A 26,728-nucleotide genomic window follows, 5' to 3' on the forward strand; every position below is an offset into this window, starting at 1 on the left:
GCCAGGCGTTTGCGGGTGATGGAGAGGGCGGGCCACTGCGTTTCCCGGAATCTCTCATGGGGTGGAACGGGGGAACCGACCCGCCGTGGATGGCCGGCGTCTTCAGTCGATATCCCGTGTGTCGAACAGGGGGGCTTCGCTTCGTACTACCTCGATCAGGCGTGGCGAGCGCGGGTCATCGTCGAGCTTGGGGCGCACACGCGAAACCCGCAACGTGGTGCCGGTGAAGCTTGCCGCCGCCTGCGCGCAGCCTGACTGCCCGCTTCTTTACGCCTTCTTTATGCCGCGCCGCCCCCGTGCGGCTCGTTCCTTTACGCCCCTCATTCCGACAATGGCTCCACAGCGGCATGGACCGCATCAAGGAGCAAACGCAATGAGCATTCTCGACGGGGTGTCCCTGGTCCTGGCCATGGGGCTTTTCATCTATCTGCTGGTGGCGCTGCTGCGCGCCGAGCGCGGCTAGGAGGCCCCATGCAACTTCAGGACATTGGCCTCATCCTGGCCTTTTTCGCGCTGGTGCTGGCGCCGGCACCTTTCCTCGGGCGCTACTTCTACCGGGTGATGGAAGGGCAGCGCACCGCCCTCGCTCCGCTGTTCGCGCCGGTGGAGCGCTTCTGTTACCGCGTGGCCGGCGTCGACGCCGAGCGCGAGCAGGACTGGAAGGGTTACGCGGCCGCGCTGCTGGCCTTCAACCTGGCGGGCCTGGTGCTGCTGTTCGCCATCCTCACGCTGCAGGGCGTGCTGCCGCTGAACCCGCAGCAACTGCCGGGCCTGGAGTGGAGCCTGGCGTTCAACACCGCCGTCAGCTTCGTCACCAACACCAACTGGCAGGCCTATAGCGGCGAGGCGTCGCTGAGCTACTTCAGCCAGATGGTCGGCCTCGGTGTGCAGAACTTCGTCAGCGCTTCCGTCGGCCTCTGCGTACTGGTTGCCTTCGCTCGCGGCATCAGTCGCCGCAGCACTGACCGCCTGGGCAACTTCTGGGTCGACCTGACCCGTGGCGTGCTCTACGGCCTGCTGCCGCTGTGCCTGCTGCTGGCGCTGTTGCTGGTCTGGCAGGGCGTTCCGCAGACCTTCACCGACTACATCCACGCCGTGACCCTGCAGGGCGCCGACCAGAGCATCCCCCTGGGCCCGGCGGCCAGTCAGATCGCCATCAAGCAACTGGGCACCAACGGTGGCGGTTTCTTCGGTGTCAACTCGGCGCACCCCTTCGAGAACCCCACGGCCTGGAGCAACCTGCTGGAGATGGCTTCCATCATCCTGATTCCGGCGGCCCTGGTGTTCACCTTTGGCCACTACGTGAAGGACCTGCGCCAGAGTCGCGCGCTGCTGGCCTGCATGCTGGTGCTGTTCGTCATTGGCCTGGGCGTTGCCCTGTACTCCGAACATCAGCCGAACCCCGCCCTGGCCGCGCTGCCGATCGAGCAGACGGGTTCCCTGGAAGGCAAGGAGAGCCGCTTCGGCATCACCGCCTCGGCGCTCTGGGCGGTGACCACCACCGCTGCGTCGAACGGCTCGGTGAACGCGATGCACGACAGCTTCAGCGCCCTCGGCGGGATGATCCCGATGTTCAACATGATGCTCGGCGAGATCATCTTCGGCGGTGTCGGCGCCGGCCTCTACGGCATGTTGCTGTTCGTGCTGATCGCCGTGTTCCTCGCCGGCCTGATGATCGGCCGCACCCCGGAATACCTGGGCAAGAAGCTGGAAGCCCGCGAAGTGCGTCTGCTGGTGGCGACCCTGCTGGTGATGCCCGTCGGCGTGCTGGTGTTCTGCGGCCTGGCCATCAGCCTCGACGGCCCGGCGGCCTCCATCACCAACCCCGGCGCCCACGGTTTCAGCCAGGCCCTGTACGCCTACACCTCGGGTGCCGCCAACAACGGCTCGGCCTTCGCCGGGTTCGGTGCCAACACGCCGTTCCACAACGTACTGATCGGCCTGGCCATGCTCCTCGGGCGCTTCGGCTACATCCTCCCGGTGGTGGCCATCGCCGGCAGCCTGGCGATGAAGAAGCGCGCGCCCCTGGGGGCGAACAGCTTCCCCACCCATGGTCCGCTGTTCGTCACCCTGCTGACCCTCACCATCCTGCTGGTGGGCGGCCTGACCTTCCTGCCGGCGCTGGCCTTGGGGCCCATTGCCGAACACTTCGCACTGATCCAGGGCCTGTAACGGAATTCGGAGAACCCAGATGAATGCCCCCATGCAGGCGCTCAAAAGCAGCGCCAAGCAGCAACCCAAGACCTCCTTCGCCGCGCTGTGGCAGCCGGCGCTGCTCCAGGCCTTCGTCAAGCTCGACCCGCGCCAGCTGGTGCGCTCGCCGGTGATCCTGGTGGTCGAGTTGACCGCAGTACTGACCACGGTCCTCTGCTTCATCCCCAACCCGGCGGTGAGCACCGGCCTGGCCGTGCAGATCGCCCTCTGGCTGTGGTTCACCGTGCTCTTCGCCAACTTCGCCGAAGCCCTGGCCGAGGGCCGCGGCAAGGCCCGCGCCGACAGCCTGCGCGCCGGCAGCCAGGGCCTCAGCGCCCGCCGCCGCAAGGCCGACGGTCAGTTCGAGACCGTCGCCGCCGCCAGCCTGCGCCGGGGGGATGTGGTGCGTGTCGAAGCCGGTGAGTTGATTCCGGGCGACGGCGAGGTGATCGAAGGGATCGCCGCTGTCAATGAAGCGGCCATTACCGGCGAGTCCGCGCCGGTGATCCGCGAGTCCGGCGGCGACCGTTCCGCCGTCACCGGCAACACCCGCATCGTCTCCGACTGGCTGCTGGTGAAGATCACCGCCAACCCCGGCGAATCCACCCTGGACCGGATGATCGCCCTGGTGGAAGGCGCCAAGCGCCAGAAGACCCCCAACGAGGTGGCGCTGGACATCCTGCTGATCGGCCTGACCCTGATCTTCCTGCTGGTGGTGGCGACCCTGCAGCCCTTCGCCCGCCATGCTGGCGGCGACCTGCCGCTGGTCTATCTGGTGGCGCTGCTGGTGACCCTGATCCCCACCACCATCGGCGGCCTGCTGTCGGCCATCGGCATCGCCGGCATGGACCGCCTGGTGCGCCTGAACGTGATCGCCAAGTCCGGTCGCGCGGTGGAGGCGGCGGGCGACGTGCATGTGCTGCTGCTGGACAAGACCGGCACCATCACCTTCGGCAACCGCCGCTGCAGCGCGGTGATCAAGGCGCCGGGCGTGGCCGGCAAGGAGCTCGCCGACGCCGCGCTGCTGGCCTCCCTGGCCGACGAGACGCCGGAGGGCAAATCCATTGTCGAATACCTGCGTGCGCTGCATACCGGGCAGGAGCCGGCCCGTGAAGACATCACCGCGATTCCCTTCACCGCCGAAACCCGCCTTTCCGGGGCCGACTGGGGCGGCCACAGCTACCGCAAGGGCGCGGTGGATGCCGTACTGGCCTGGGTCGGCCTGGCCCGCGAAGACGTGCCGGTCCCCCTGGCCCGCGAGGTCGAGAAGATCGCCCAGAGCGGTGGTACGCCGCTGCTGGTGGCCGCCGACGGCAAGCTGCTGGGCGCCATCCACCTCAAGGACGTGGTCAAGCCCGGCATTCGCGACCGTTTCGCCGAACTGCGGCAGATGGGCATCCGCACCGTGATGGTGACTGGCGACAACCCGTTGACCGCCGCCGCCATCGCCGCCGAGGCCGGGGTGGACGACGTGATCGCCGAAGCCACGCCGGAGAAGAAGCTGGCGCGCATCCGCCAGGAACAGGGCGAAGGCAAGATGGTCGCCATGTGCGGCGACGGTGCCAACGACGCCCCGGCACTGGCCCAGGCCGACGTCGGCCTGGCGATGAACGACGGTACCCAGGCCGCCCGCGAGGCCGCCAACCTGGTGGACCTGGATTCCGACCCCACCAAGCTGCTGGACGTGGTGCAGGTGGGCAAGGAACTGCTGGTGACCCGTGGCGCCCTGACCACCTTTTCGGTGGCCAACGACGTGGCCAAGTATTTCGCCATCCTGCCGGCGCTGTTCGCCGGGATTCATCCGCAACTGGGCGTGCTCAACGTCATGCAGCTGGCCAGTCCGCAGAGCGCGATTCTCTCGGCCATCGTGTTCAACGCGCTGATCATCATCGGCCTCGTTCCCCTGGCCCTGCGCGGGGTGCGGGTGCAGGCCAGCGATGCCGCCAGCCTGCTGCGCCGCAACCTGCTGATCTATGGCCTGGGCGGCATCGTCGCGCCCTTCGTCGGCATCAAGGTGATCGACGTCCTGCTCAATGCCGTCGGGCTGGTCTGAAACGCGCCCCTTTCCCGAACCGGGGGAGGGGCTGGCGAGAGGGCAGAGAGCCTCTCGCCAACTTAGATTTCCCACGAGGAACTGCATATGCTTAGCCAACTCCGCCCAGCCATTAGCCTCCTGGCCCTGATGACCCTGATCACCGGCGTCGCCTATCCCCTGACTGTCACCGGCATCGCCCAGGTGGCCTTTCCCGAGCAAGCCAATGGCAGCCTGGTGCGTGACGCCAAGGGCGAGGTGCGCGGCAGCTCGCTGCTGGCGCAGAACTTCGAAGGCCCGCAGTGGTTCCAGCCGCGCCCCTCGGCTGCGAACTTCGCCACGGTCGCCAGTGGTGCCAGCAACCTGGCGCCGAGCAACCCGGCCTTGGCCGAACGCATCAACCAGGACGCCCACCGCCTCGCCACCGAGGGGCATGGTCCGGTGCCCATGGCCCTGGTGACCACCTCCGCCAGCGGCCTGGACCCGCACCTGCCGCCGAGCGCGGTGCGTTTCCAGATCCCGCGCATCGCCGCCGAGCGGGGCGTGTCCGCCGACCGCCTGGAGCGCCTGGTGCGGCAGAACACCGAACAGCCCCTGGTGGGGCCGGCGGTGGTCAACGTACTGGCCTTGAACATGGCGTTGAATGAGATGACTCGATGAGCGATGCCCTGCGCGCCGACGCGCTTCTGGCCGACCTGCCCCATGGCGGGCGCGGCCGCCTGAAGGTCTTCCTTGGCGCGGCACCCGGCGTAGGCAAGACCTACGCCATGCTGCAGGCCGCCCAGACGCAACAGCGCCAGGGCGTCGACCTGCGCGCGGGCGTGGTGGAAACCCACGGCCGCGCGGAAACCGAAGCCATGCTCGCCGGGCTGCCGCAGCAACCGCTGCGGCGTTTCGATTACCGCGGCATGGCGCTCAGCGAAATGGACCTGGACGGCATTCTCGGCCAGCCACCGGAACTGGTGCTGGTGGACGAACTGGCCCACACCAACGCCCCCGGCAGCCGGCATGCCAAGCGCTGGCAGGACGTGCAGGAACTGCTCGACGCCGGCATCGACGTCTACACCACGGTCAACGTGCAGCACCTGGAAGCCCTCAACGACCAGGTACGCGACATTACCGGCGTGCAGGTACGCGAAACCCTGCCGGACTGGGTGTTGCAGGAAGCCGACGAAATCCTCCTGGTCGACCTGCCGCCCCGCGAACTGCTGGAGCGCCTGCGCGAGGGCAAGGTCTACGTGCCCGAGCAGGCCCGCGCGGCCATCGACGCTTTCTTTTCCCAGACCAACCTCACCGCCCTGCGCGAACTGGCCATGCAGACCGCCGCCGCGCGGGTGGATGCCGATCTCAACCGCCGTTACCGCCAGCGCGGCCTGGAAGCGCCCGCCGTGCGCGGCCGCATGCTGGTGGGGATCGACGGCGACCACCAGGCCGAGCGCCTGGTGCGCCATGCCAGCCGGGTGGCCGAGCGGCGCCACCTGCCCTGGTCGGTGGTCCATGTGGATACCGGCGGTGCGCGTTCCGAAGAGGTACGCGCGCGCCTGCAAGGCGCCCAGCAGCTGGCCGAGCGTCTGGGCGGCGAAGTGGTGACCCTGCGCGGCGAATCGGTGGCCAAGGCCCTGGTGCAACATGCCGATGAGCGCCGCGCCAGCCTGCTGCTGGTGGGCCGCAGCCGCCAGCGCCTGCGCCGCCGCCTGCTGGGTCGTGGCCTCGCGGAGCGCCTGCTGTACATGGCTGAAGGGCTGGAAGTCAGCGTCCTGGATACCGAGGCCGATCGTCGCCCGCCCAGTCCGCGTTCCAGCCATGTCGCGCGAGGGCTGGACTACGGCCTGGCGGCGCTGGCCGCGATCGCCGCCAGCGCCCTGGCCTGGGTGGTGTCCAGCTCCCTCGAATTGCCCAACATCTCCCTGGTGTTTCTCGCCGCCGTGCTGCTGGTGGCGGTGCGCAGCAGCCTGGGGCCGGCGCTGCTCTGTGCCGGGCTGTCGTTCCTCGCCTATGACGTCCTGTTCATTCCGCCGACCTTCTCGCTGACCATCGCCCGCCAGGAAGACGTGCTGACCCTGTTGTTCTTCCTGCTGATGGCCGGGCTCACCGGCAACCTGGCGTCGCGCCAGCGCCGCCAGCTCGACGCCTTGCGCGAGACCCAATCGGAAACCACCGCGCTGCTCGACCTGTCGCGCAAGCTCACCGCCGCCACGGACCGCCAGGCGGTGCTCAACGTCGCCATGCAGCAGTTCGGCTGGCCCGACCTCGAGGTCTGCCTGCTGTCCCGTGGCCGTGACGGCATCTGGAAGGTGGAGGCGGGCGCCCAGCGCTTGCTGGCCGACCAGGAACGGGCGGCGGCGGAATGGTCCTGGCAGCACGACCAGCCGGCCGGGCTGGGTACCGATACCCTGCCCGGGGGGCGCTGGTGGTGGCTGCCGCTGTCCGCCGAGGAAGGGCCGCTGGTGCTGCTCGGCGTCAGCCCCCGTGACGAAGCGCCGCTGCCGGCGGGTCGCTGCCGCCTGATCGCCGCCCTCGGCCAGCCCCTGGCCCAGGCCCTGGCGCGTGCGCAGTTGGCCGAGGACCTGGAAGCGGCGCGGCTGCACGGCGAGACCGAGCAACTGCGCAGCGCGTTGCTGGCCTCGGTGTCCCACGACCTGCGCACGCCGCTCACCGCCATGCGCGGCTCCATCGACAGCCTGCTGGCCCTGGGCGAAGCCATTCCCCTGGCCGACCGCCGCGAGCTGCTGGAAGGCACCCGCGACGAGGCCGAGCGCCTCGACCGCTACATCCAGAACCTGCTGGACATGACCCGACTCGGCCACGGCGGCCTCAAGCTCGCCCGCGACTGGGTGGCGCCGGTGGACATCGCCGCCAGCGCCCTGCAGCGCCTGCGCCCGGTGCTGGCGCCGCTGCAGGTGGAGACCCGGGTGCCCGAGCCGTTGCCGCTGCTCTATGTGCATGCCGCGCTGATCGAGCAGGCCCTGGTCAATGTGCTGGAGAATGCCGCGCGCTTCTCGCCGAGCCAGGGACGCCTGCGGGTGGCGGTGGAGGCGGACGAGGCTGAGCTGCGTTTCTCCGTCAGCGACCAGGGGCCGGGCATTCCGCCGGACGAGCAGGATCGGATCTTCGACATGTTCTACACCGCTGCCCGAGGCGATCGGGGCGGGCAGGGCACCGGCCTGGGCCTGGCCATCTGCCAGGGCATGGTCGGCGCCCATGGCGGCCGCGTCAGCGTCGGCGAAGGCCTGGACGGCCGTGGCGCCACCCTGACCCTGCACCTGCCGCTGCACCCGCAGCCGCAGTTGGAAGAAGAATGACATTTACCCTGTAGGCGCGAACTCATTCGCGAAACGGGCCGCAGGGCCGTCTTGCGGGGCTGGGAGACACGGACAGCGGTGCTGTCCTTCGCGAATGAATTCGCTCCCACAAGTAGAAAGTCCGAATTGGCAATGGAAACGACGAATCTCGAATGAGCACCAACCAACCGACCATCCTGGTCATCGACGACGAAGCGCAGATTCGCAAGTTCCTGCGCATCAGCCTGGTCGCCCAGGGCTACCGGGTGCTGGAGGCCGCCAATGGCCGCGAAGGGCTGGAGCAGGCAGCGCTGGCCCGGCCCGACATGCTGGTGCTGGACCTCGGCCTGCCGGACATGGACGGCCAGGACGTGCTGCGGGAGCTGCGCGAATGGTCCGGGGTGCCGGTGCTGGTGCTCTCGGTGCGCGCCAGCGAGGGCGAGAAGGTGCTGGCCCTGGACGGTGGCGCCAACGACTACGTGACCAAACCCTTCGGCATCCAGGAATTCCTGGCCCGAGTACGGGTACTGCTGCGCCAGGGTGGGGCCGGCGAGCAGCAGGAGGCGAGCGTCTCCAGCGGCCCGTTGCGACTGGACTTCGCCTACCGTCGCGTGACCCTCGACGGCAACGAGGTGGCGCTGACCCGCAAGGAGTATGCCGTGCTGGCCCAACTGGCCCGCCACCTGGGCCGGGTGGTCACCCAGCAGCAACTGCTCAAGGACATCTGGGGCCCCACCCACGTGGAGGACAGCCACTACCTGCGGGTGGTGGTGGGCCATCTGCGGCAGAAGCTCGGCGACGACCCGGCCAACCCCCGATTCATCGTCACCGAGGCGGGGGTCGGCTACCGTCTGAGAGAGGCGTAGCGAGCTGTGCCGCCCGACTCGCGCCGGGCGTCCACTGCTGCATGAGCGCGAAGACGCTCCCCACCGGAAGGACCAGCATGCAGCAGTTGTTGAACGAAATCCTCGACGAAGTCCGCCCACTGATCGGCCAGGGCAAGGTCGCCAGTTACATCCCCGCACTTGCCAGCGTCAGTCCCGATCAGCTGGGCATCGCCGTCTACAGCAATGACGGCGAAATGACCTACGCCGGCGACGGCTTGGCACCCTTTTCCATCCAGAGCATTTCCAAGGTCTTCAGCCTGGTGCAGGCCATCCAGCATTCCGGCGAGGCCATCTGGCAGCGCCTGGGCCACGAGCCGTCGGGGCAGCCCTTCAATTCCCTGGTGCAGCTGGAGTTCGAGCGCGGCGTGCCGCGCAACCCCTTCATCAACGCCGGCGCCCTGGTGATCTGCGACATCAACGAATCGCGCTTCGCCGCGCCCTCGCTGTCCATGCGCGATTTCGTCCGGCGCTTGTCCGGCAACTTCCACGTGGTGTCGGACGAGGGGGTGGCCCGTTCCGAGTACCAGCACCGCGCACGCAACGCTGCCATGGCCTACCTGATGCAGTCCTTCGGCAATTTCCACAACGACGTGGAAGCGGTGCTGCACAGCTACTTCCACCACTGCGCCATTCGCATGAGCTGCGCCGACCTGGCGCTGGCCTTCAGCTTCCTTGCCAACAACGGCGTCAGCCCCCACAGCGGCGAACAGGTGCTGACGCCGCGCCAGGCCAAGCAGGTGAACGCCATCATGGCCACCAGCGGCCTCTACGACGAGGCCGGCAACTTCGCCTACCGGGTCGGGTTGCCGGGCAAGAGCGGGGTCGGGGGCGGGATAGTCGCGGTGGTGCCGGGGCGGTTCACCGTCTGTGTCTGGTCGCCGGAACTCAACGAAGCCGGCAACTCCCTGGCCGGCATGGCGGCCCTGGAGAAGCTTTCCGAGCGCATCGGCTGGTCGATTTTCTAGCGAGTGGAGGGGCCGGTCAGCGCAGCGTGTGGGCGCGAATTCATTCGCGAAACGGGCCGAAGGACCGTACTGCGGGGCTGGGAGAAACGGGCCGCTTTGCTGCCCTTCGCGAATGAATTCGCGCCTACGGAAAAGTAGATCGAGCTTCGGAATCAGTTCCCCTGCTCGTAACGCTCAAGGGTTTCGCTGGCGATCTGCCGGCCGAGCTGGATCAGCTCCGGCGCCTTGTAGAACTCGAAGAAGCGGCACACCCGCTTGGGTACGTTGATGAGGATGTCCGGCGGATAGCCGGCGATCTTGTACTGGGCGAGGGAGGTCTGCATCACCTCGAAGCTCTGGTTCACCAGGTCCAGCAGGGAGGCCGGGCCGACGCTGGCGATCACCTCCGAGCCGCTGGCGGACTTGGGGGCGCCCTCGGTTTCCGGGCTGGCGGCCGGCTGTTGCATCTGCGGCGCCACGTCTTCCAGCCAGGGATTGCCGCCAGGCAGGCTCTCCGGGTCGAGCATGCCATGGGCGTCGGCGCCGCTGCGCTTCCAGAACGGCAGCCGTGAGCCGAGGGACGCCATCAGCAGGTCGATGCGTCCCTTGATCGCCGGCGGACGCTCGATCACCGGCAATTGGTACTCGCGTTGGGTGGTGGCGTTGAGGTTGACGGCGATGATCAGGTCGCAGTGGCTGGACACCACCGGGATGATCGGCAGCGGGTTGAGCAGGCCGCCGTCCACCAGCATGCGGCTGCCCTGGACAACCGGGGTGAACAGGCTGGGAATGGCCGCCGAGGCGCGCATGGCCTGGTGCAGGCAGCCTTCCTGGAACCAGATTTCCTGCTGGTTGGTGAGGTCCGTGGCGACCGCCGTGTAGGGGATGGGCAGTTCCTCGATATTGATTTCGCCGACGATGTCACGGATGCGCCCGAAAACCTTTTCGCCACGGATGGCGCCGAGGCGGAAGCTCACATCGAGCAGGCGCAGGACATCCAGGTAGTCCAGGCTCTCGGTCCATTCTCGGTAGTGGTGCAGCTTGCCGGCGGCATAGATACCGCCCACCACGGCGCCCATGGAACAGCCGGCGATGCAGGCGATCTCGTAGCCGCGCGCTTCGATCTCCTCGATCACGCCGATGTGCGCATAGCCGCGCGCGCCCCCCGACCCCAGTACCAGTGCCACGCGTTTGCTCATTCGGATTCCCCCGCCGACATTGCCTTGACGATACGCCCGTGGCGGGGCCGTCGCCAAGGCGTTGGGGAGCCGGGTCGGGGCCGGTCGTCGGCGCAGGCGGGGCCGGATTTTCCGTATTCCGGAGTCGCCGCCGGGGCACTAGACTTTGTCGATCTTTCTCACTGGAGCGTTGTTCATGAAAGCCTGGATCAGCCTGCCCCTGGTCGCCCTGCTGCTCGCCGGTTGCGCCGGCAAGACCGCCTACCGCAGCGAATGCGCCACCCAACTGGATGCGGCCTGGAAGGAGCTGGACCTGGCCAAGGCCGAAGGCTTTTCCGGCGCCGTGAGCTACTCCAAGGCGCTGAGCCTGCTCACCGCCGCCAAGACCGAGCAGCAGTTCGAGTCGTTCGAGGGCTGCTACGACAAGGCCGAGAAGGCCCGCTTCTACATCCGCGAGTCGCGGGCCGGGCGCTGATCCCGCGTCGGTGCCCGGTGAGGGAATGGTACTTCTGTCCCAATTTCCCACTGCCAAGGCGCGCAACGCCATTCCCGCGCGAGCGATGGCGAACTAGCATCTCCCGTCATAGGGACGGGAGATAACAATGCACAACAATGCCCAGCCGTCGCTGCGGGTGCTGATCATCGGCGCCGGCTTCGGCGGCCTCGGCCTGGCCATCCAGTTGCAGAAGGCCGGCATCCACGACTTCCTCATCCTCGAGAAGGGCGATGAAGTCGGCGGTACCTGGCGCGACAACGGCTACCCCGGCGCGGCCTGTGACGTGCCTTCGCATCTCTATTCGTTCTCCTTCGAGCCCAAGGCTGACTGGTCGCGCAAGTTCGCGCCGCAGGAGGAGATATTCGCCTACCAGCGCCATTGCGCCGACAAGTACGGTTTGCGCCGGTACATCCGCTTCGGCTGCGAGGTGGCGGAGGCGGCGTTCGACGCTGACAGCGGCACCTGGCAGGTGGCTAGCCGATCCGGTGAACGCTTCAGGGCACGAGCGCTGGTCAGTGCCTGCGGCCAGTTGAACCGTCCGGCCTGGCCGCGCATTGCCGGGCTGGACGGCTTCAAGGGCGAGCTGTTCCACTCGGCCCGCTGGAACCACGACTACCCGCTGGAGGGCAAGCGCGTGGCGGTGATCGGCACCGGCGCCAGCGCCATCCAGTTCGTTCCGCGGATTGCCTCGAAGGTTGCGCGGCTGACGCTCTTCCAGCGCTCGGCGGCCTACGTGATTCCCAAACCGGACCGCGCCTACCGGCGCTGGGAGCTGGCGCTGATGCGGCGCGTGCCCGGGCTGCAGAAGCTCGACCGGCTGCTCAAGTACATCCAGCACGAGTCGCGGGTGCTGGCGTTCTCGGTGTTCCCACCGCTGATGAAACTGATGCAACTGCGTTTCCGCTGGCACCTGGCGCGCGGCATCGCTGACCCGGCCTTGCGCAAGCGCCTGCTGCCGGACTATCCACTGGGCTGCAAGCGCATCCTGATCTCCAATGATTTCTACCCGGCCCTGGCGCGGCCGAACGTTGAGGTCGTCGACGCGGGCATCCGCGAGGTGACGGCGGACGCGCTGGTCACCCGCGACGGCCGCCGCCATGAGGTGGATGCGATCATCCTCGGCACCGGTTTCACTGCCACCGACTTCCTGGCGCCCATGAGCATCCGCGGGCTCGGCGGTCGGGACCTGAACCAGGCCTGGCGGGATGGTGCCGAGGCCTACCTCGGCATCAGCGTCAGCGGGTTCCCCAACCTGTTCATCCTCTACGGGCCGAATACCAACCTCGGGCACAACTCCATCCTCTACATGCTGGAAAGCCAGTTCCCCTATGTGCTGGACGGCATCCGCGCGTTGCGTGATCTGCGCTACCTCGACCTCAAGCCCGAGGTGCAACGCCGCTTCAACCAGCGCCTGCAGCAGGACGTGCGCCACACCGTCTGGGAGCAGGGCTGCAACAGCTGGTACAAGACCGCTGACGGCCGCAACACCAACAACTGGCCGGGATTCACCTTCAGCTACCGCCAACAGACTTGTCGCCTGGAGTTGGACCATTATGAATGCACCCGTTGAGTTCACCGCGCCGGAGCCCGGCCAGCCGTTGCGGCGTGCGACCCTGCGCGCCGCCCTGAGCCTGCTGTTCCGCGGTCTGATGCGGCCGCCGTTGCCCGTGTGGCTGCAACGCCGGGTGCTGCGCGCGATCACCGCCGGCACCCTGGCGCCACGGGGTGTGCAGCGCGAGGCCGGGCAACTGGGCGGCCGTCCTTGCGAATGGCACCGACCGCCGGGCGGCAGCCATGTGGCCTTGCTCTACCTGCACGGCGGCGCATTCATCACCGGCTCACCGGCCACCCACCGCGCGATCACCGCCAGCCTGGCCAGGCGCGCCGGGGTGGCGGTGTGTGCCCTGGACTACCGGCTGGCGCCGGAGCATCCCTTTCCCGCCGCGCGGGAAGACGCCGTGGCGGCTTATCGCGGGCTGCTGGATGCCGGCTACCCGGCTTCGCGCATTGTCATCGGCGGCGATTCGGCGGGGGGCAACCTGACCCTGCTCAGTGCGCTGGAAATCCGCCGCCAGGGCTTGCCGCTGCCGGCTGGGCTGGTCTGTTTCTCGCCGGTCACCGACCTCAGCGGCACCGCGCAGCACAGGCCGCCCGCCGGCGATCCGCTGATCCACCCGGCCTGGGTCGAGCAGGCGATGCGCCTTTATTGCCCACCCGGCCTGGACCGTCGCGACCCGGCCTTGTCGCCGCTGTTCGCCGACCTTTCCGGGTTGCCGCCGATGCTGGTGCAGGTGGCCGAGGACGAAGTGCTGCGTGACGACAGCCTGCGCCTGGCCGAACGGGTACGTGCCGCGGGCGGCTGGGTGCGCCTGGAGCGCTATCCGGGGCTCTGGCATGTGTTCCAGGCCCACGCCGGGGTGTTGCGCCGGGCCGACGAGGCCCTGGACAGCGCCGCCGACTTCATCTGCCGGCATGTGGAGGTAGAGCGCTGAGATGGACAACATCCTGATCACCGGTGGCGCCTCCGGCATCGGCGCCGCCACCGCCCGGCTGTTCCATGAGCGCGGTTGGCAGGTCGGGCTGATCGACCGCGACGCCGAGGCGCTGGCGACCCAGGCGGAGGCCTTAGGCGGCGTCTGGCGCCAGGCGTTGGACGTGACCGACCTGGCCGCCGTCGAAGCCGCCCTGGCGGACTTCTGTGGTCGCCACGACGGCCAGTTGCGCCTGCTGTTCAACTGCGCGGGTGTGCTGCGTTTCGGTCATTTCGAAGCGATCGACATGGCCGAGCATGCGCGCATCCTCAACATCAATGTGCTGGGACTGGTACAGGTGACCCACGCGGCCTTTCCCTACCTCAAGGCCACCCGCGGCGCCCAGGTGATCAACATGGGCTCGGCCTCGGGCGTCTACGGCACGCCGCACATGGCCAGCTATTCCGCCTCGAAGTTCGCGGTGCGCGGCTTCACCGAGGCCCTGGAACTGGAATGGCGCCGGCATGGCATCCGTGTCGGTGACTTGATGCCGCCCTTCGTGCGTACCCCGATGGTCAGCAGCCAGCGCTTCGAACCGCCGGTATTGCGCCGCCTGGGGGTGAATCTGGATGCCGAAGACATCGCCCGGGCGGCCTGGCAGCAGGCCCAGGGCGCGACGGTGCATCGACCGGTGAGCGGATTGTTCCGCCTGATGTACGGAGCGGGGCAGGTGTCGCCGGCCTGGGTCAATCGCTGGGTGATGAAGGTGCTCAGCAGGGGCTGATTGCCGAGGCGGCACCTGGCGGGTGGATGGCAGCGGGCGCTCAGCCCCGAGGCTCCCCGAGCGCCGCCTGTCGCCACTTTTGTGACTATTTGTCCTGCTTTTCGGCAGACCCGCCTGCGTGGCGCTACCCTGCAAAATGAAAGCTGAAAGATCACTCGACGAGTGAATCAGTGGCCGGGTCCGCGCGGGGTCCGGCCAGGGTCTGGCGCTGTGTCTGCGGTGCCGGCCCGGGGGCGGCACCGCATGGTGCCGCGAAGCCGGCTCGAGCGGCTTCTCGGAGAAAGCGGAAAAGCGGAATCTCATCCATCGCTAAGAGGAGGTCGTTTCATGAGCACAGCCTTCCACGATGATGTCAGCAGCAATCTGTTGCGCCGCATGAAAGAGGGCGGTTTCGATTTTGCCCGTGTCCATCCGATCGAGTTCTACGCCATCTTCCCCGACGAGGACCGGGCGCGACTGGCGGCGAAGAATTTCCGTGGCGAATCCTTGAACGCCCAGGTGTCGGTCCGTGCCGATGGAGCCTGGCACCTGCAGGTCAGCAAGGTGATGTACGCCACCCATGCGGGAATCGGTGATTTCGAGCACGACCTGGAGGCCCTGGTGGTCCCGCTCGGTGGCGTGCTCGACGGCTGGGGCGTGACCCAGGAAGTTTCCGTCAAGCATCCTTGATAACCACCCCGGTTCGTGGCGGCGCGACTGTCGCGAACCGGGCATACCGGACAAAGATCCGGCTGGTTTCCCTCCCTCACCCGGGCTCGCAGAAAACTACGGTTCCCTTACTCGACCGCGGCATGGCCTTTGCCTCAGACTCAGTCGATCAGAGGGGACCCCATGACCGATATCCTGATTCTTACCCACGCGGATTTCTGCCCTGCCGGCCACCTGGCCACCGTTCTGGACCGGGAGCAGCGCGACTTCATCGTCGTGCGCTCGGACCTGGGCGAGCTGGAGGGCTACGACCTGGACCGGCCCAAGGCGGTGGCCATCATGGGCGGGCCCATGAGCGTCAACGACCCGCTGCCCTGGATCGGGGCGGAAATCGCCGCCTTGCAGCATTTTGTCGCCCGCGGTGTGCCCCTGATCGGCCACTGCCTGGGCGGCCAGTTGCTGGCCCGTGCCCTGGGGGCCGCCGTGCACCGCATGCCCTACACCGAGATCGGCTGGCAGCCGCTGGAGAAGCGCGCCCTGGCTATCGACAACCCTTGGCTGTCCCACCTGCCGCGGGAGTTCTCGATCTACCAGTGGCACAGCGATACCTTCGACCTGCCCGAAGGCGCGCAGTGGCTGATGGACAGTCCCTGGTGCCCCAACCAGGGATTTTCCTGGGGCGACAAGGTATTGGCCCTGCAAGGCCATCCGGAAATGACCGAAGAGCTGGTGCGCAACTGGCTCACCGACTGGGCGCATCTGCTCGACGAAACCCAGCCCAGCCAGCAGGCCCGCACGCGGATGCTGGAGGACCTGCCGGCCAGGGTGACGGCGCTGAACCAGGTGGCGGAAGGGTTCTACCAGCGCTGGCTGGCGCTGGCGTTCGGCTAGGGCAGCGGGGCTTCGCTCTCCCTGTGGGGGCGACTTCAGTCGCCAACCGGACCGAAGGTTCGGCCATCAACGCCCGAGGGGTGAGCTTCGCCGCCCTGTGCGAATGAATTCGCCCCCACAAGCTGGGGGCCGTCCGAACCCGATCAGTGTTTGATCATCACATGCCGCACCACGGTGTAATCCTCCAGCCCGTACATGGAGAGGTCCTTGCCGTAGCCGGACTGCTTGAAACCGCCGTGGGGCATTTCGTTGGTGAGCATGAAGTGAGTGTTGATCCAGGTGCAGCCGTAGTGCAGGCGCGAGGCGACGGCGGCGGCACGGCCCACGTCGTGCGTCCATACCGATGACGCCAGGCCGTAGTCGGAATCGTTGGCCCAGCGCACCGCCTCGTCCACATCGCTGAACGGCGTCACTGTCACCACCGGGCCGAACACCTCGCGCCGCACGATCTCGTCCTCCTGCCTGGCATGGGCCACCACCGTGGGTTCGTAGAAGAAACCGCTGCCGGCCACCGGCTTGCCGCCGGTGGCGATCTGGATGTGCGATTGGCCACGGGCGCGGTCGACGAAACCGGCCACCCGTTCGCGCTGGCTCTGGGTGATCAGTGGGCCGAGTTCGGTGGCCGGGTCGTCCTGCAGGCCGGTCTTGAGGCTGGACACCGCGCTGGCCAGGTCGGCGACGAAGTTGTCGTAGATCTTCTTGCCGGCATAGATGCGGCAGGCGGCGGTGCAGTCCTGCCCGGCGTTGTAGAAGCCGAAGGTACGGATGCCGGCCACCACATCAGCCAGGTCGGCGTCGTCGAAGACGATCACCGGCGCCTTGCCGCCCAGTTCCATGTGGGTGCGCTTCACGCTCTCGGCGGCGCTGCGTATGATCGCCTTGCCGGTGCCCACTGAGCCGGTCAGCGACACCATGCGCACCAGCGGGTGGGAGACCAGCGGGCTGCCCACGGTGGGGCCCCGGCCGAGGACGATGTTCACCACCCCCGGCGGCAGCAGTTCGGCGATGAGTTCCGCCAGGCGCAGGGCGGTCAGCGGCGTCTGCTCCGAGGGCTTGAGCACCACGGTATTGCCGGCGGCCAGGGCCGGGCCGAGCTTCCAGGCGGCCATCATCAGCGGGTAGTTCCAGGGCGCGATGGAGGCGATCACCCCCACCGGGTCGCGGCGGATCATTGAAGTGAATCCCGGCAGGTACTCGCCCGCTGCCGAGCCGGTAAGGCAGCGGCTGGCCCCGGCGAAGAAGCGAAACACGTCGGCGACCGCCGGGAGTTCGTCGTTCAGCGCGGCGGCGTAGGGCTTGCCACAGTTGTCCGACTCCAGCCTGGCAAGTTCGCCAGCCTGTTCTTCGATGCGGTCCGCCAGTTTCAGCAGCAGGGTGGCACGGTCCCGGGGCGAGGTCCGCGCCCAGCCTTCGAAGGCCGCGTCGGCCGCGCGCACGGCGGCGTCCACCTGGGCTTCGCTGGCTTCGGCGATTCTCACCAGCACCGCGCCGGTGGCGGGATTCAAGACGTCGAGGGCTTCGCCGTCGCCCTGGAGGAACTGGCCATTGATCAGGAGTTTGGTTTGCATGTCGGATTCCTCGGGTAGATGCCTTGTCCCCCCTCCCGCGCGCGGGAGAGGGGCGTTGTCCAGGGGAGTCGAAGCGACTTCACTTCCCACCCCCCGCCACCGACTCGGTGCCCCGCGTCAGGTAATAGGCGCCGAGGATGGGCAGCATGGTGACGAGCATCACCAGCAGGGCCACCACGTTGGTCACCGGGACGTCGCGCGGGCGGCTGAGCTGGCTGAGCAGCCAGAGGGGCAGGGTCTGTTCATGGCCGGCGGTGAAGGTGGTGACGATGATCTCGTCGAAGGACAGTGCGAAGGCCAGCATGCCGCCCGCCAGCAGGGCGGTGGCGATGTTCGGCAGGATGATGTAGCGAAAGGTCTGCCAGCCGTCCGCGCCCAGGTCCATCGAGGCTTCGATCAGGCTGTGGGAGGTGCGCCGGAATCGCGCGATCACGTTGTTGTAGACGATCACCACGCAGAAGGTGGCGTGGCCGACCACGATGGTGAAGATGCCGGGTTCGATGCCGAGGGTCTTGAAGGCCGAGAGCAGGGCGATGCCGGTGATGATGCCGGGCAGGGCGATGGGCAGGATCAGCATCAGGGTGATGCTTTCCTTGCCGAAGAAGTCGCGGCGGTAGAGCGCGGCGGCGGCCAGGGTGCCGAGGACCATGGCCAGCGCGGTGGCCAGGCAGGCCACTTTCAGCGACAGGATGATCGCCTGCAGCACGTCGTCCCGGCTGCCCAGCACGGCGAACCATTCCAGGGTGAAGCCCTTGAGCGGGAAACTGTAGGCCGACTGCTCGACGTTGAAGGCATACAGCAGGATCACCAGGATCGGGAAGTGCAGGAACGCCAGGCCGCCCCAGGCCGCCAGGCGCAGTCCCCAGGACGCCCGTTCCCCCTGTCTTTCCGAGTCAGAGTGCATCGAAGGCCCCCAGCCGCTTGGCGATGGACAGGTAGAGGGCGATCAGCAGGATGGGCACCAGGGTGAAGGCCGCCGCCAGGGGGATGTTGCCCACCGAGCCTTGCTGCACGTAGACCATGGTGCCGATGAACAGGCCACTGGGGCCCACCAGTTGCGGGATGATGAAATCGCCCAGGGTCAGGCTGAAGGTGAAAATGGAACCGGCCACGACGCCGGGGAAAGCCAGCGGCAGGATGACCTGGGCGAAGGTCTGCCGGGGCCGGGCGCCGAGGTCGGCCGAGGCCTGCAGCAGCGAGGGTGGCAGGCGTTCGAGGGAGGCCTGGATCGGCAGGATCATGAACGGCAGCCAGATGTAGGTGAACACCAGGAAACGCCCGAGGTGAGAGGTGGACAGGGTGTTGCCGCCCACGCCGGGAACGGCCAGCAGGCTGCCCAGCAGGCCTTCCAGGTGCAGTTGCTGGATCAGCCAGTAGAGGATTCCGCCCTTGGCCAGGATCACCGTCCAGGCATAGGCCTTGACGATGTAACTGGCCCACATCGGCAGCATCACTGCGATGTAGAAGAAGGCCTTCTCCCGGGGCGAGGCGAAGCGCGCCATGTAGTAGGCGATGGGGAAGGCCAGCACCGCGCTGGCCAGGCTCACGGCGATGGCCATGCCGAGGGTGCGCAGGATGATGTCGTAGTTGGCCGGGTTGAACAGGGCGGCGTAGTTGGCCAGGGTCAGCTCCGGCGTCACCGCCATGGTGAAGTCGTCGAAGGTGTAGAAGCTCTGCCAGAGCAGGGCGAACAGCGAGCCGATGTAGACGACGCCGAACCACAGCAGCGGCGGGGTCAGGAGCAGCAACAGGTAGAGGGTGGCGCGGCGATAGAGCAGGTTGGAGACCCCGCGCAGCGGTCCGGCCCGGTGGCTGGCGATGACGCTGCCCATGGCCTACTCGCTGAGTGCAACCATGGCGCTGCGGGCCCAGCAGGCCTGGACCTGCTGGCCGGGTTGCGGGCGGCCGCTGTCCGGCTGCTCGCCGTTGGGCAGGCTGACGGCCAGGCGCCCGCCGTCGTCCAGGTTGAGTTCGTAGCGGCTGCTGGCGCCGAGGTACTGCACGTCGTGCACCGTGGCGCTGACCTGCAGCTCGCCGCTGGCGGCATGGCCGAAGCGCACGTGCTCCGGGCGCAGGGAAAATGCGCCGGGACTGCCGGTCAGGCGCTGGGCGAAGTCGCCATGGAGCACGTTGGCGGTACCGACGAATTCGGCGACGAAGCGGGTGCGCGGCTGGCGGTAGAGGTTCTGCGGGCTGTCCACCTGTTCGATGCGGCCCCTGTTGAACACCGCCACGCGGTCGGACATGGAGAGCGCCTCGCCCTGGTCATGGGTGACGAAGATGAAGGTGATGCCGAGCTGGCGCTGCAGCTTCTTTAACTCGCTCTGCATCTGTTCGCGCAGCTTGAGGTCGAGGGCGCCCAGGGGCTCGTCCAGCAGCAGCACGCGGGGGCGGTTGATCAGCGCGCGGGCCAGGGCCACGCGCTGGCGCTGGCCGCCGGAGAGCTGCGCGGGTTTCCTGTCGCCATAGCCGGGGAGGGCGACCATGCCCAGCGCTTCCTCCGCACGGCCCAGACGCTCGGCCCTGGCGACGCCCTTGACCTTGAGGCCGTAGGCGACGTTGTCGCGCACGTTCATGTGGGGGAACAGGGCGTAGTCCTGGAACACGGTGTTCACGTCGCGCTCGTAGGGCGCAAGGCCCCCAGCCTCCTCGCCGTGGATGCGGATGGAGCCCGAGGTGGGCCGCTCGAAACCGGCGATGAGGCGCAGGCAGGTGGTCTTGCCCGAGCCGGAGGGGCCGAGCATGGAGAAGAACTCGCCGTCGCGGATTTCAATGGACACGCGATCCACCGCCTTCACATCGCCGTAGAAACGGCAGACATCGGTGAACTGGACGGCTGTGGTCATGGGGGAGCTCCGGATGGCTTTGCTCCCTCTCCCTCCGGGAGAGGGCTGGGGTGAGGGGTATCTCAGTCGTTCGGTGTTTCACGGTGCGCGCTATGCCTGACCTCCCTCACCCCCGGCCCCTCTCCCAGGGGGAGAGGGGTGACTTCTGGAGGGAGATCGGTGCGGACTACCTACCACCCATGATGGCGATGTAGTCCTGCGTCCACCGACTGTAGGGGACGAACTTCCCGCCCTGGGCTTCCGGGGTCTTCCAGAAGGCGATCTTGTCGAACTGGTCGTAGCCGTTGGTGGCGCAGCCGTCGGGGCCGAGCAGTTCGCTGCCGGTGCAGCCCTTGGCCACCACCGGCAGCGAGCCGAACCAGGCGGCCAGGTCGCCCTGCACCTTCGGCTGCAGGGACCAGTCCATCCATTTGTAGGCGCAGTTCGGGTGCTTGGCGTCCACGTGCAGCATGGTGGTGTCGGCCCAGCCGGTGACGCCCTCCTTCGGGAACACCGTCTCCACCGGCTGCATCTCGGCCTTCAGGGCGTTGGCCATGTAGCCCCAGGTGCTGGCGGCCGCCACCCCTTCGTTCTTGAAGTCGCTCATCTGCACGGTTGCGTCGTGCCAGTAGCGGTGCACCAGTTCATGCTGTTTGCGCAGCAGGTCGAGCACGGCGGCGTACTGCGCTTCGGTCAGCTGGTACGGGTCCTGGATACCCAGTTCCGGCCTGGCGGATTTCAGGTAAAGGGCGGCATCGGCGATGTAGATCGGGCCGTCGTAGGCCTGCACGCGGCCCTTGTTGGACTTGCCGTCGGCCAGGTCCAGGGGTTCGAAGACCACGGCCCAGCTGTCCGGCGCCTGCTTGAACAGCCGGGTGTTGTACATCAGCAGGTTCGGGCCCCACTGGTAGGGGGTGCCGTAGTGAACGCCCTGCACCGTGTGCCAGGGTGCGTCCTGCAGGCGTTCGTCGAGGGTGTTCCAGTTGGGGATCAGGGCGGTGTTGATGGGCTGCACGCGCTTGCCGGCCACCAGGCGCAGGGAGGCGTCGCCGGAGGCGGTGACCAGGTCGTAGCCACCCTTGGCCATCAGGCTGACCATCTCGTCGGAGGTGGCGGCGGTCTTCACGTTGACCTTGCAGCCCGTGTCTTTCTCGAACTGGGTGACCCAGTCGTAGTTCTTGTCCGACTCGCCGCGCTCGATGTAGCCGGGCCAGGCGATGATGTCGAGCTGCCCTTCGCCCGCGCCGAGTTGCTTCAGCGGTTCGGCGGCCTGGGCGGAGGCGATGAGGCAGGCGCAACTGACGGCGAACGAGAGGGAAACGGACTTGAGCGAGGGCATTGTCGACTCCTGTTGTACATGACGTGCGGAGCCCGATCGGCGGAACTGCAGGCCGTTGGCGGTGCGCGGAAAGCGTGCCGAAAATCACGGCCGCTGCTCGCATTGAGCAGCGTAGTTCGGGGCTTTGGGGCTGACAAGGCAGCGCGGATGGACCCCGGCGAGGCTGCTCGCCGGTTCAGAAATGAAGGGTCGCCTCGCCCTTGCGCCAGTTGCAGGGACAGAGTTCCTCGGTCAGCAGGGCGTCGAGCAGGCGCAGGGTTTCCTGCGGATTGCGCCCCACCAGCAGGTCGTTCACCGAGACATGGCGAATGACGTTGTCGGGATCGATGATGAAGGTCGCGCGCAGGGCCACGCCTTCGTGGCGGTCGATGATGCCCAGGGCGTCGGCCAGCTCGTGCCTGCTGTCGGCCAGCCAGGGGAAGCTCAGGCCTTTCAGGTCCTTGTGGTCGCGGCGCCAGGCAAGGTGGACGAACTCGCTGTCGGTGGAGGCGCCGATCAACTGGGTGTCGCGATCGTCGAACTGTTCCAGCAGGTCACCGTAGGCCTTGATTTCGGTCGGGCAGACGAAGGTGAAGTCCTTGGGCCAGAAGAACAGCACTTTCCATTTGCCCAGGTAGCTGTCCTGGTTGACCCGTTTGAAGGCGTTCTCCGGGGTCGGCAGGGGTTCCGAGTCGTGGTCCACCGCCAGCAGGTCGAACGCCGGCAGTTTGTCTCCGATGGTAAGCATTGCGGGTTTCCTCCGATGGCAGGGTGCGGAGGCACCGGGTTGGGGCAAGTATGGAAGGCGCTTGGCCGCTTTGAAATGCGGCCCGGCTATGCGGCCCATAGCGGCGTTCCAATGAGCATAGGCCGACCGGTTATTGGGCAAATTCCAAATCGCAACATATGTATAGAACAATCGGGCCATAGGGCTGCGCGGAGGCCGGACTAGACTATCTATTCCAAGGATGGAAGTTCCCCTGCCCGACGATAGGGGGAACACCTCGCCGTCGCATTCCGTCCAACCCGGTACCGCCGCCAAATAGGGCGAGCCGTGGAGTTCCGCCCAGCGGGATGCACCGGTCTGGGGCGCGACGGCTGTGCGTGTGCTGCAAGTTGTTGAAATGCAGACGATTGTTGCGATGGCACGGGGCTTGCGACTGCATATCTGCCCGTGGTGACAAGGAGTTAGGCATGTCCCGCACTTTCTATGACGAGATGTACGACGCGAGTGGCGAATGCCGTCCGCATTACCGGGAATTCGCACGCTGGCTGGCGGACGCGCCCGAGGAGCTGCTGGCGCAGCGACGCCGAGAGGCCGACCTGCTGTTCCACCGCGCCGGTATCACCTTCACCCTCTACGGCGATGAGCAGGGCACCGAGCGGCTGATCCCCTTCGACACCATTCCCCGCGCCATTCCCATGAGCGAATGGCGGGTGGTGGAGAAGGGCTGCATCCAGCGCGTCAAGGCGCTGAACATGTTCCTCGCCGACCTCTACCACGACCAGCGGATCATCACGGCGGGGATCATTCCCGCCGAGCAGGTGCTGGCCAACGAGGGCTACCAGATCGCCATGCAGGGCCTGGACTTGCACCGTGGCATCTACGCCCATATCGCCGGGGTGGACCTGGTGCGCGATGGCGACGGCACCTACTACGTGCTGGAGGACAACCTGCGCACGCCCAGCGGCGTCAGCTACATGCTGGAAGACCGCAAGATGATGATGCGGCTGTTTCCCGAGCTGTTCTCCGCCCAGCGCGTCGCCCCCATCGACCACTACCCGAACCTGTTGCTGGACACCCTGAAAAGCTCTAGCCCGCTGGACAACCCCAGTGTGGTGGTGCTGACCCCGGGGCGCTTCAACAGCGCCTACTTCGAGCACGCCTTCCTCGCGCGCGAGATGGGTGTGGAGCTGGTGGAAGGCGCCGACCTGTTTGTCCGCGACGACCGCGTGTTCATGCGCACCACGTCCGGTCCGCAGCCGGTGGACGTGATTTACCGCCGGCTGGATGACGCCTTCCTCGACCCCCTGGCCTTCAACCCCGAATCCATGCTCGGCGTACCCGGTCTGCTGGCCGCCTATCGCGCCGGCAATGTGCTGCTGGCCAACGCCATCGGCACCGGGGTGGCGGACGACAAGTCCATCTATCCCTATGTCGGCGAGATGATCCGCTTCTACCTGAACGAGGAACCCATCCTGCAGAACGTGCCCACCTGGCAATGCCGCAAACCGGAAGACCTGTCCCACGTGCTGGCCCACCTGCCCGAGCTGGTGGTCAAGGAAACCCAGGGCTCCGGCGGCTACGGCATGCTGGTGGGGCCGGCGGCCAGCGCCAAGGAGATCGAAGCCTTCCGCGAGCGCCTCAAGGCCCGGCCGGAGGCCTACATCGCCCAGCCGACCCTGTGCCTGTCCACCTGCCCGACCTTCGTCGAGCAGGGCATCGCGCCGCGCCACATCGACCTGCGACCCTTCGTCCTGTCCGGTCGGGAAACCCGCCTGGTGCCCGGCGGCCTGACCCGCGTCGCGCTGCGCGAAGGCTCCCTGGTGGTGAACTCGTCCCAGGGCGGCGGCACCAAGGACACCTGGATTGTGGAGGACTGAACATGCTCAGCAGAACCGCCTCCGAACTCTACTGGATGTCCCGTTACCTGGAACGCGCGGAAAACCTGGCGCGCATGCTGGACGTCAGCTACTCGCTGTCGCTGATGCCCCAGGACGGCCGTGGCGACGGGCTGGAAGAACTGGCCATGTCGCTGCTCAGCACCGGCACCCTGGAGCTCTACCAGGAGCGCCACGGCCAGTTGAACGCCGGGCGCATGCTGCACTTCTTCGCCCTGGACGCCGACAACCAGGCCAGCATCTACAGCTGCCTGCGCGCGGCACGGAGCAATGCCCATGCGGTGCGCGGCCGGATAACCGCCGACATCTGGGAGAACATCAACGCCACCTGGCTGGAGATGCTGAGCATTTCCAACGAAGGGCTGGGTCGCTACGGCATCAGCCGCTTCTGCGAATGGGTAAAGGAGCGTTCGCACCTGTTCCGTGGCGCCACCTACGGCACCATCATGCGCGGTGAAGCCTACAGCTTCATTCGCCTGGGTACCTTCATCGAACGGGCCGACAACACCCTGCGCCTGCTGGACTCACGCTACGAGATGTTCGGCGAGGAATCGGAGGAGGTCAGCGACAGTTCGGCCCGTGGTTATTACCAATGGAGCGCCTTGCTCCGCGCCCTGTCGTCCTTCGAGGCGTACACCGAGGTCTACCGGGGTTCCCCGGAAGCCCGCCAGGTCTCCGAGCTGCTGCTGCTGCGCGCCGACGTGCCGCGCTCGCTGCGCACCTGCATGGGCGAGCTCAACGACATCCTCGCCAGCCTGCCCGGAGACAACGGTCGCCCGGCCCAGCGCCTGGCGGCCGAACTGGATGCGCGGCTGCGCTACACCGCCATCGACGAGATCCTCGCCGAAGGCCTGCACACCTGGCTAACCGACTTCATTCTGCTGGTCCGCCAACTGGCCCGGGCCATCCACAGTTCGTATCTGGAGGCCGTATGAAACTGTCCATCCGCCACGACACCACCTATCGCTACGACGACCCTGTCCGCGCCAGCATCCAGTACCTGCGCCTGACGCCCCAGGAGAACGAACGTCAGCACGTGCTCAACTGGGAGCTGACCCTGCCGCATCCGGTGCGCGCCCAGGTCGACCCCTTCGGCAATATCTTCCATGTGCTGACCCTGGACGAGCCCCATGAGTCCATCGTCATCAGCGCCCGTGGCCAGGTCGAGATCGACGAGCACAGCGAGGCCGAGCACGACCATCATTCGGCCTTGCCCTTCCTGCGCTTCACTCGCCTGACCATGGCCGACGACGCCCTGCGCGAGTTCGCCGCGCGGCAGTGCGGCAGCCGCCGCGACCGCAGCACGCTGATCGAGCTGATGGACGCCTTGCACGAGCAGATGCCGTTCAAGAAAGGCGTGACCCACGTCGACAGCACCGCGGCCGAAGCCTTCGCCGGCCGCGCCGGGGTCTGCCAGGACCACGCCCACGCCTTCCTCGCCTGCGCCCGCAGCCTGGGCATCCCGGCGCGCTTCGTCTCCGGTTACCTGTACCAGGGCGACAAGCAGAGCCTGGCCAGCCATGCCTGGGCCGAAGCCTGGCTGGACGATGCCTGGTACACCTTCGACGTGACCAACAAACTGGCCCGTCCCGAGCGCCACCTGAAGCTGGCGGTGGGCCTGGACTACCTGGATGCCTGTCCGGTGCGCGGCATGCGCCGTGGCGGTGGCGGCGAGCAGATGCACGCCAAGGTGGTCGTACAGCCGTTGTTGCAGGTTCAGGGACAGTAAGGCGCGCATACCTGTCTGCGCGCGGCGCCGGTCGCCGCTTCCTGCCCAGGCCCGTCGCACGACGGGTCCGGCGACCGGGTTCACGGCGCGCGCAGTCCCAACAAGGAGAACCGGCATGACCTATTGCGTCGCCATGCACCTGAAAGAAGGCCTGGTATTCGTTTCCGACTCGCGCACCAACGCGGGCATCGACCACATCGCCACCTTCCGCAAGCTCTACGCCTTCGGCGTCAGCGGCGAACGGTTGATCGTGCTGCAGAGCGCCGGCAACCTGGCCACTTCGCAATCGGTGGTGAACCTGCTCAAGCAGCGCCTGCACGGGCCAGGCCCGAACCTCCACAGCGTGCCCACCCTCTACGACGCCACCGCCCTGGTGGCGGAAACCATACGCGAAGTCATCGCCCGCGACGGTGCGCCCCTGGCCGGCAACACCGACCTGACCTGCTCCTTCCTGGTGGGCGGGCAGATCGCCGGCAACCCGCCGGACCTCTACAGCATCTATCCCCAGGGCAACTTCATCCAGGCCACCGAAGACACGCCCTTCCTGCAACTGGGGGAGAGCAAATACGGCAAGCCGATACTCGACCGCAACCTGGAGTTCGAGACCAACCTGGAAGAGGCTCTGCGCTGTGCCCTGGTGTCCTTCGATTCCACCATCCGCAGCAACCTGTCAGTGGGCATGCCGCTGGACCTGCTGGTGTACCACCGCGACAGCCTGATCCTGCCGGCCGGCTACCGGGTCACCGAGGACGACACATACTTCGCCGACATCCGCAGGCAATGGGCCGCCGGGCTGCAGGACCTGATCGGCCAACTGCCGCCCCCGCCGGTGGAATACAACGTGTGATGGGGGAGGGGCGA

At 67.3% G+C, this 26,728-nt stretch carries 24 protein-coding genes; 17 read left to right on the forward strand and 7 right to left on the reverse strand.

Annotation, left to right across the window (positions count from 1 at the left end):
- Positions 1-373: 373 nt before the first annotated feature.
- The 7 genes from kdpF to glsB all read left to right on the forward strand — a co-directional run bounded on the left by kdpF (position 374) and on the right by glsB (position 9,358).
- Complete coding sequence (gene kdpF / locus PJW05_RS11830) at positions 374-463, forward strand: K(+)-transporting ATPase subunit F (RefSeq protein WP_036996920.1); 90 nt, start codon at positions 374-376, stop codon at positions 461-463.
- An 8-nt stretch (positions 464-471) separates the two neighbouring features.
- Entirely contained in the window at positions 472-2,172 is a 1,701-nt protein-coding gene (kdpA, locus tag PJW05_RS11835) for a potassium-transporting ATPase subunit KdpA (protein ID WP_271411886.1), read from the forward strand.
- A 19-nt stretch (positions 2,173-2,191) separates the two neighbouring features.
- Positions 2,192-4,246, forward strand: coding sequence for a potassium-transporting ATPase subunit KdpB (gene kdpB / locus PJW05_RS11840; protein ID WP_271411887.1), 2,055 nt, complete (start codon positions 2,192-2,194; stop codon positions 4,244-4,246).
- Positions 4,247-4,333: 87 nt separating this feature from the next.
- Complete coding sequence (gene kdpC / locus PJW05_RS11845) at positions 4,334-4,885, forward strand: potassium-transporting ATPase subunit KdpC (protein ID WP_271411888.1); 552 nt, start codon at positions 4,334-4,336, stop codon at positions 4,883-4,885.
- Entirely contained in the window at positions 4,882-7,527 is a 2,646-nt protein-coding gene (locus tag PJW05_RS11850; RefSeq protein WP_271411889.1) for a sensor histidine kinase, read from the forward strand. Before kdpC ends, PJW05_RS11850 begins: the two co-directional genes overlap by 4 nt.
- Before the next feature lie 152 nt (positions 7,528-7,679).
- Entirely contained in the window at positions 7,680-8,372 is a 693-nt protein-coding gene (locus PJW05_RS11855; protein WP_271411890.1) for a response regulator, read from the forward strand.
- A 77-nt stretch (positions 8,373-8,449) separates the two neighbouring features.
- The gene (gene glsB, locus PJW05_RS11860; protein ID WP_271411891.1) at positions 8,450-9,358 is read left to right on the forward strand and encodes a glutaminase B; all 909 of its coding nucleotides are present in this window, start codon (positions 8,450-8,452) and stop codon (positions 9,356-9,358) included.
- A 152-nt stretch (positions 9,359-9,510) separates the two neighbouring features.
- Here glsB and PJW05_RS11865 read toward each other — a convergent pair whose 3' ends face one another.
- On the reverse strand, positions 9,511-10,536 hold the full coding sequence (locus tag PJW05_RS11865; protein WP_271411892.1) for a patatin-like phospholipase family protein: 1,026 nt from the start codon (positions 10,534-10,536) through the stop codon (positions 9,511-9,513).
- Between the two features lie 175 nt (positions 10,537-10,711).
- Between PJW05_RS11865 and PJW05_RS11870 the strand changes: the two genes are divergently transcribed.
- From PJW05_RS11870 to PJW05_RS11895, 6 genes are all read left to right on the forward strand, one after another.
- Entirely contained in the window at positions 10,712-10,990 is a 279-nt protein-coding gene (locus PJW05_RS11870) for a hypothetical protein (protein WP_271411893.1), read from the forward strand.
- 127 nt (positions 10,991-11,117) lie between these two features.
- Positions 11,118-12,581 carry a flavin-containing monooxygenase gene (locus PJW05_RS11875; protein WP_271411894.1) on the forward strand — a complete coding sequence of 488 codons (1,464 nt, stop codon included), beginning with the start codon at positions 11,118-11,120 and terminating at the stop codon, positions 12,579-12,581.
- Positions 12,565-13,503, forward strand: coding sequence for an alpha/beta hydrolase (locus PJW05_RS11880; RefSeq protein ID WP_271411895.1), 939 nt, complete (start codon positions 12,565-12,567; stop codon positions 13,501-13,503). The genes PJW05_RS11875 and PJW05_RS11880 overlap by 17 nt, the downstream gene beginning before the upstream one ends.
- Before the next feature lies 1 nt (position 13,504).
- Entirely contained in the window at positions 13,505-14,266 is a 762-nt protein-coding gene (locus tag PJW05_RS11885) for an SDR family oxidoreductase (protein ID WP_271411896.1), read from the forward strand.
- A 327-nt stretch (positions 14,267-14,593) separates the two neighbouring features.
- Positions 14,594-14,935 (forward strand): ribonuclease E inhibitor RraB, encoded by a 342-nt coding sequence (locus tag PJW05_RS11890; RefSeq protein ID WP_271411897.1) that lies wholly within the window; start codon positions 14,594-14,596, stop codon positions 14,933-14,935.
- A gap of 162 nt (positions 14,936-15,097) precedes the next feature.
- The gene (locus PJW05_RS11895) at positions 15,098-15,805 is read left to right on the forward strand and encodes a type 1 glutamine amidotransferase (RefSeq protein ID WP_271411898.1); all 708 of its coding nucleotides are present in this window, start codon (positions 15,098-15,100) and stop codon (positions 15,803-15,805) included.
- A gap of 143 nt (positions 15,806-15,948) precedes the next feature.
- Here PJW05_RS11895 and PJW05_RS11900 read toward each other — a convergent pair whose 3' ends face one another.
- From PJW05_RS11900 to PJW05_RS11925, 6 genes are all read right to left on the reverse strand, one after another.
- Complete coding sequence (locus PJW05_RS11900) at positions 15,949-17,373, reverse strand: gamma-aminobutyraldehyde dehydrogenase (protein WP_271411899.1); 1,425 nt, start codon at positions 17,371-17,373, stop codon at positions 15,949-15,951.
- A 79-nt stretch (positions 17,374-17,452) separates the two neighbouring features.
- Positions 17,453-18,277 carry an ABC transporter permease gene (locus tag PJW05_RS11905; protein WP_271411900.1) on the reverse strand — a complete coding sequence of 275 codons (825 nt, stop codon included), beginning with the start codon at positions 18,275-18,277 and terminating at the stop codon, positions 17,453-17,455.
- On the reverse strand, positions 18,267-19,205 hold the full coding sequence (locus tag PJW05_RS11910; protein ID WP_271411901.1) for an ABC transporter permease: 939 nt from the start codon (positions 19,203-19,205) through the stop codon (positions 18,267-18,269). The genes PJW05_RS11905 and PJW05_RS11910 overlap by 11 nt, the downstream gene beginning before the upstream one ends.
- Before the next feature lie 3 nt (positions 19,206-19,208).
- Entirely contained in the window at positions 19,209-20,219 is a 1,011-nt protein-coding gene (locus tag PJW05_RS11915) for an ABC transporter ATP-binding protein (protein WP_271411902.1), read from the reverse strand.
- 166 nt (positions 20,220-20,385) lie between these two features.
- Positions 20,386-21,537 carry a putative ABC transporter substrate-binding protein YdcS gene (gene ydcS / locus PJW05_RS11920; protein ID WP_271411903.1) on the reverse strand — a complete coding sequence of 384 codons (1,152 nt, stop codon included), beginning with the start codon at positions 21,535-21,537 and terminating at the stop codon, positions 20,386-20,388.
- A gap of 175 nt (positions 21,538-21,712) precedes the next feature.
- Positions 21,713-22,264 (reverse strand): peroxiredoxin, encoded by a 552-nt coding sequence (locus tag PJW05_RS11925; protein ID WP_271411904.1) that lies wholly within the window; start codon positions 22,262-22,264, stop codon positions 21,713-21,715.
- 446 nt (positions 22,265-22,710) lie between these two features.
- Between PJW05_RS11925 and PJW05_RS11930 the strand changes: the two genes are divergently transcribed.
- The 4 genes from PJW05_RS11930 to PJW05_RS11945 all read left to right on the forward strand — a co-directional run bounded on the left by PJW05_RS11930 (position 22,711) and on the right by PJW05_RS11945 (position 26,714).
- Entirely contained in the window at positions 22,711-24,120 is a 1,410-nt protein-coding gene (locus PJW05_RS11930; RefSeq protein ID WP_271411905.1) for a circularly permuted type 2 ATP-grasp protein, read from the forward strand.
- 2 nt (positions 24,121-24,122) lie between these two features.
- Positions 24,123-25,073 (forward strand): alpha-E domain-containing protein, encoded by a 951-nt coding sequence (locus PJW05_RS11935; RefSeq protein WP_271411906.1) that lies wholly within the window; start codon positions 24,123-24,125, stop codon positions 25,071-25,073.
- The gene (locus PJW05_RS11940; protein ID WP_271411907.1) at positions 25,070-25,867 is read left to right on the forward strand and encodes a transglutaminase family protein; all 798 of its coding nucleotides are present in this window, start codon (positions 25,070-25,072) and stop codon (positions 25,865-25,867) included. The genes PJW05_RS11935 and PJW05_RS11940 overlap by 4 nt, the downstream gene beginning before the upstream one ends.
- Before the next feature lie 115 nt (positions 25,868-25,982).
- On the forward strand, positions 25,983-26,714 hold the full coding sequence (locus PJW05_RS11945; protein ID WP_271411908.1) for a proteasome-type protease: 732 nt from the start codon (positions 25,983-25,985) through the stop codon (positions 26,712-26,714).
- The last annotated feature ends 14 nt before the right edge of the window (positions 26,715-26,728 follow it).

It is taken from the genome of Pseudomonas sp. Q1-7, assembly GCF_028010285.1.
In the GTDB taxonomy this organism is placed as follows: Bacteria; Pseudomonadota; Gammaproteobacteria; order Pseudomonadales; family Pseudomonadaceae; genus Metapseudomonas.